3 protein-coding genes are annotated in these 6,232 nt (G+C 45.8%); 1 reads left to right on the forward strand and 2 read right to left on the reverse strand.

The window, feature by feature from the left end; all coding sequences use genetic code 11:
- The first annotated feature begins 215 nt into the window (after positions 1-215).
- On the forward strand, positions 216-1,481 hold the full coding sequence (mutY, locus tag JFC07_RS10335; RefSeq protein WP_198328994.1) for an A/G-specific adenine glycosylase: 1,266 nt from the start codon (positions 216-218) through the stop codon (positions 1,479-1,481).
- Positions 1,482-1,566: 85 nt separating this feature from the next.
- Here the strand turns inward: mutY and JFC07_RS10340 are convergent, their stop codons facing one another.
- Together JFC07_RS10340 and rapA are read right to left on the reverse strand one after the other, a co-directional pair.
- Positions 1,567-2,469, reverse strand: coding sequence for an acyl-CoA thioesterase (locus tag JFC07_RS10340; RefSeq protein ID WP_198328995.1), 903 nt, complete (start codon positions 2,467-2,469; stop codon positions 1,567-1,569).
- Positions 2,470-2,916: 447 nt separating this feature from the next.
- Entirely contained in the window at positions 2,917-5,805 is a 2,889-nt protein-coding gene (gene rapA, locus JFC07_RS10345) for an RNA polymerase-associated protein RapA (protein ID WP_198328996.1), read from the reverse strand.
- Positions 5,806-6,232: the final 427 nt, after the last annotated feature.

Consider the following 6,232-nt stretch of genomic DNA (forward strand, 5'->3'; position numbering starts at 1 on the left):
GCGAGAAATTTTATACTTTCGCAACCTATTTTATTTCTAGCGGAGTATATTTTTCCCGATCTTCAATAATATCTACCTGTGGCAAAAGCTAAAAGTATTAAGCTACGACAGAACAACGGTCTAAAATACTCACGATAAACCATAAAAAGCTAAACCATTGAATATACTCATATAAGATATAATTACTTACCTTAAAAAATTAAATAATAGAGCCTATGACCCAACTAAACGCCAATTCTAATTCTCCTAACACTATCTTTAGCCACTCTATTACTTCCCTTAACTCCCTCGCCCCCCGCCTACTTGATTGGTTCGCTGAAAACGGTCGCCACGATTTACCTTGGCAACAGCATCAAACTGACACGCCCAACCCTTATATTGTTTGGCTATCAGAAGTCATGCTCCAGCAAACACAAGTGACCACGGTGCTGCCCTACTTTGCCCGTTTTATGGAATCCTTTCCCACGGTGCAAGATTTAGCCGCAGCAGAATGGGATATGGTGGCGGAGCATTGGGCAGGACTTGGCTATTATGCGCGGGCGCGTAATTTGCATAAAGGCGCAAAGCAATTGGTTGCAGTGATTGATGAGACGGGCGACTTTCCGCAGACGCTAGCAGGTTGGGAGGCGATTTCTGGCGTTGGACCGTCGACCGCTGGCGCGATTATGGCAATGGGGCTACATCGTTATGGCGTTATCTGTGATGGTAATGTCAAGCGCGTCCTCACCCGCTGGGCGGCTATCGATGGTGATATTACTAAGTCTGCTACGACCAAAGCGCTGTGGGCGTTGGCAGAGCGTTTAACGCCTAGGGAAAATTCAGGATTATTTGCACAAGCCATGATGGATATGGGTGCAACCTTATGCACGCGTAGCAAGCCTGCTTGTCTGTTGTGCCCACTGCAAGAGGATTGTATTGCCCATGCGCAGGGTCGCGAGACCGATTATCCAGTCAAAGCCAAAAAACAGCCCAAGCCAAGCAAGTTTAGCAATGCGCTATTGATTAAAGATACGGACGGCAAAATACTGTGGCTACAGCGTCCTGACAATGGTATTTGGGGTGGATTGTGGAGTTTGCCTTTGCAATTTGTTGAGAAAATTGACGGTAAAGTAAGTGGCAAAACAACTGCTAAAAATTCAGAAGCCAGCGATGATAAACGATTAAAAGTTGCTAGCAATGAAAAAGTCTATGAAGCAGAATTTACTACCGCTGAGCAAATTATCAATGAATGGTTAGATAAGCTTAATATAGCAGCCGCGCCCATTAATAAAACCTTGCTTGATGACGCGCCTATCAAACACTCACTAACGCATTTCCATTGGTATTTAACGCCGCAGTCACTGACTTTAACGAATGAGCAAACGGCTGATTTGACCAAAGCCTTGCAAGCAGCAGAAATTAATATAAATTGGTCAAATGCTAAAGATGCGCAGGCAACGCTTGGATTACCGCGCGCGATGGTTAAGATTTTGGAACAATAAGTTAGGGCAACCAAGTAACCTTTGTAAAAAAAGCAACTCAAAATATATTCTGAGTCGCTTTTTTCATTTATAACCTACAAAAAACTTAAGATTTGGGCACCCGCAAGCGCATCAAGCCTTCTTGTTGTACCGTCGCTACCAATCGACCATCTTGCCAAAACTGACCGTGATTTAAGCCTTTGGCATTAGATGTGGTGTCGCTCCACATGTCATATAGCAGCCAATTATTTAAATTAAAATCACGATGAAAATGCATCGAGTGATCAATACTCGCCGCTTGCAAGCCACTGGTCATAAAGCTGACCCCATGTGACATCAGCCCCGTACCGACCAAGTAAAAATCAGACGAAAACGCCAATAGTGCTTGCTGAATGGCCACAGGCTGCTTGCCAAGCTCACGGATACGCAGCCAGTTTGCTTGCTTGGGTTTCATCGGTTCTGGATGAATCGGATCACGCGGCTTAATCGGTTTAATCTCGACATGACGATGACGCATAAAGCGCGCTTTTAGGGCATCAGGAACCTTTCCAACATACTGCTCTTTTAAATCTTGCTCATCAAGCAAGTCTTCTGGCGGCGGATACACGGGCATATCTTCTTGATATTCCAAACCCTCTTCCATCGGTGAAAACGAAGCAATCATCGAAAATATCACTTGCTCGACAGGCGCTTTACCGCGCACTTCTTTATACTGAATTGCCGTGACTTCACGCGCTGACAGACTGCGACCATCACGCAGGCGGCGTACTTGGTAAATCACCGGCTGATTGATATCGCCACCGCGCAAAAAATAACCATGCAACGAATGACAAGGTTTGTCTTTTTCGAGCGTATGCGATGCGGCCATAATTGCTTGCGCCAGCACTTGCCCGCCAAAAATACGACTGCCCACATAATCGTGGCTTTTACCTTCAAAAACATCAGGGCTGACTTCGATAAGCGCGACGGTAGCGAGCAGCTCATCGATCAGTTGCGGATAATCAGACATGACGATAGGTTTCCTTATTTTGATCAATCACGCCAAGCATTGAGATATAAGCACTCAAGGGTCAAGCGTATCAATACGATAGGCTTAAGCCAATGCGGCGTTTTAATTTAAAATAATATGTATAGTAGGTTCATTTTAAAACTGTTATGGCACGACTATTATAGTTTGCGATAAACACCCACATAACGCTGAGAACGCCAAATAAATAGCTAGTAAAATGATTAGCAATCACTCATTATAAAGCGAAAAGCCAATCATCTTAGCGAATATTAAAGATTTTGACTAGGCAGTCGCCGCCTTACGAGTCGGTTTAACGCTTTATTAGCTTAACAATAATGAGCAAGTAATTATCTAAACAAGTAGCTATCTAAACAAGCAGCATCTAAGCTCACAAACATAAATAAAAAACGAGATGATGAGACACCTCGCTTTTTATTTAACTTTATATTATGGCTTTACAGCGACCAACACGCGAATAGAGTCTGGAACCAGCGATAAATTGCCTAGTGCTTGCTCACCTTGGGCTTTTAGCTGCTCTAGACGCTCAATCTCTTCTGGGCGCACGTTAGGATTGATGGTTTGCAAATGCTTTAGGCGTTTGATTTCACGTGACCACTGTTGGCTAAAGCGCGCGCTTGCTTGTTCACCAATGTCTTCTAGCTGTTGACGGGCAATATCTTCGGCTTCATAATAACGCTGCTCAATCACATCGCCACGTACCTTAATCACTTGGCGGGCGCGGTTTTTATCCAAGCGCTCAATATGCGGCATAATCATATCGCTGCTAATACGCGCGGATAAATCACTGCCCTGCTCACTGATAAACACACGAATATTTTGCGTCGGCAGGGTTGCAGGCAGATTAAGCAATCTTGGCGCAATCGCTTCAACGCGAAAATTCACTTCTAGCATCACCATACCTTGTGGAACGGCGACACTCTTTAGCATCGCAACGGTGGTATTCCCAAAAGTGCTGGTACTTGCTAGCTCATAAATCGCGCGCATCAATGGATGCTCATGGGTGATAAATTCGATATCTTCACGCTGCAGCGCTTGCTTGCGCTCAAAGGTCAGCGTCATACCATCCTCATCACCGAGCGGCAGACCGTCGATATAATCGCTAATTTCCGTGCTATCAATCGGCGCAATCACCCATGAGCCATCACGCTGGATATTGTGGTCGATATTGGCGGAAGCAAAAAAGCGCTCGATAAATTGCGGCAATAGATTGTGTTTATCAAAATCATGCATGGCATCGGCAATACGCCCAGCAACGCGCGGACGGCATGAGTTGTACTCAAGCAAGCGATCGCGACCGGCTTGTAGCTGTGCTTCTAGTCCCAAGCGCGTTTGCTGTGCTTCTTCGATAATCTCCTGCAAAGTGGTGCGGTTAGCGTCGGTATCCGCGCCTTCAAGCATCGGCTTTAGCTCTTGGATATATTGCTCTTGTACGCTTTGCGCCGTTGGAGAAATCTGATTAAACATATTGAGCGCGTCGTTATACCAGCGGTACAGTCGCTCTTGCGCCGTCCCTTGTACATACGGTACGTGCAGCATAATTTGCTGTGTCTGCCCGATACGGTCTAGGCGACCGATACGCTGCTCTAACGTATCTGGATTGGCAGGCAGGTCCCACAATATCAGCTGGCTTGCAAACTGGAAGTTACGACCTTCCGAACCAATCTCTGAGCAGAGTAATATCTGTGCGCCCTCTGAGTCAGCAAAAAACGCCGCCGCTTGGTCACGCTCAAGTAAGGTCATCTGCTCGGTAAAGATGGCGGTTTTAATACCAGCATGCAGACGTAAGACGGCTTCTAAACTTTCGACCGTCGCACCACTCCGCGCAATCAGCAGCACTTTTTTATGCTTAAGCTCACCTTTTAAGATATCAATCAACCACGGCACCCGCGGGTCATCTTCTAGCCAGCCACCATCGGGTTGATTTTCTTCGCCCCAAAGTTGTTCGCGCAATTTACCCTTGGTTTGATAGCTATCGACCCATGCTGCAGGTAGCGGCAATGGATACGGCTGGCTGCTACGCCCGTAGAAGCCTTTGACGCTTTCACGGGTATTACGGAATAAAATACGTCCCGTACCATGACGGTCAAGGAGTTCATTGAGCGCATAAGTACGCAGTTTTTCGTCGTCATTAATGTTTGCCAATTCATCGATACTAATAGAAAGCAAATGACTTAATGCCGTGATTTGACCGTTGCTTAACGGTTTATCTTCGATTAAGACACTGGCAACGGCGGCAGTTTCGGCAAAAGCTTCTTGGCTATCGATAAATTCATCAAGGTCATCAAAGCGATCAGGGTCAAGCAAACGCAGACGGGCAAAGTGACTTTGGGCGCCAAGCTGCTCTGGCGTTGCAGTCAACAACATGACGCCCGGTGTTTCTTCGGCAAAGTCAGCAATGAGGTCATATTTATCATTGCCGCCTTGCGCTTCATCCCAATGCAGGTGATGCGCTTCATCGACGACCAATAAATCAAAGCCCGCTTCCATCGCTTGGTCATACAAATCAGGATGATCGAGCAATAAGTCCATACCAGCAATGATACATTGCTCGGTCGTAAAGACGTTTTGCTCAGGGTCGTGCTCCTTAATCGCAGCGGTACGTACCAAATCAAACAAGGCAAAGTTTAGGTTAAAACGGCGACGCAGCTCAATCATCCATTGATACTGCAAACTGTCTGGGACAAGAATTAGGACGCGCTCAGCTTTGCCAGTCAGTAGCTGCTGATGAATAATCAAACCCGCTTCAATGGTTTTACCCAAGCCAACTTCGTCAGCAAGCAAGACACGCGGTGCTATACGTTTGCCAACTTCATGGGCGATATACAGCTGATGCTCAATAATATCGACGCGCGCGCCCATCAAACCTTTGAGCGGGTGACCCGCTAGCGCTGATTGCATACGCAGAATATCTTGGCGCAGCTCATACCAATCGCCACGCTCAATACGACCAGCCAGCAAACGCTCAAGCGGCTTAGCCAAGGTAATATTGGCCGCCAAACGGGTTTCCATAATGCCTTTTTCATGCTCATCAACACTGTATTTGAGCACGCCCATCACTTCTTCGACAGCTGTCACCGTAAAGGTATTACCGGCTTGGTCAGAAATGCTATCGCCTTCTTTGAACACCACGCGCGATAACGGCGCAGAATTTTTGGCGTAGACGCGCGTCTCTTCACTTTGCGGAAATAGGATATGCACACAGCGATCATCGACGTCGATGACCACACCCAAGCCAAGCTCAGACTCCGTATCAGATAAATAACGTTGACCAACGGCAAATTCGGTGCTGTGCAATGAAGCGATAGAGATAGTCATAAGGCGATGTCTTTTGTACTCAGATGATAAGAAAATAGATAGTTAATGAATCAGGCCGCAATCACACAAACAATCACACAAGGATTTAGTCAATTAATAGCTCAAACTCATTAATAAGTTGCTGGTCATTGAAGCTATCAGCAACGCCCAACTTGTCAGCTAGGTCGATGGATAAAACAGACCATTATATAACGTTAGCGCCTAGATGAGTGCGTTAAGTTGACTTTTCAAGAGCAGTTTTTGGCAAGATTATTGCAATTGTTTGGCAAGATTATTGCAATACTGAGCTTAAGTAACTTTTTAGAAATCAATATATAACGACTCACAAGTAAAGAAAAACGTTCGCTAGTAGGCGCTAAACATTGTTAGAGACCATCCCGAATTCTGTGTAACTGCCATTTAGATTAAATGCTTACTGATACGGTCA

Source organism: Psychrobacter faecalis, assembly GCF_016107575.1.
GTDB lineage: Bacteria > Pseudomonadota > Gammaproteobacteria > Pseudomonadales > Moraxellaceae > Psychrobacter > Psychrobacter faecalis.

Excerpts from the sequence above, each read along its gene's own strand:
- mutY (WP_198328994.1), top strand. The coding sequence starts at position 216 with ATGACCCAACTAAACGCCAATTCTAATTCTCCTAACACTATCTTTAGC.
- JFC07_RS10340 (WP_198328995.1), bottom strand. The coding sequence starts at position 2,469 with ATGTCTGATTATCCGCAACTGATCGATGAGCTGCTCGCTACCGTCGCG.
- rapA (WP_198328996.1), bottom strand. The coding sequence starts at position 5,805 with ATGACTATCTCTATCGCTTCATTGCACAGCACCGAATTTGCCGTTGGT.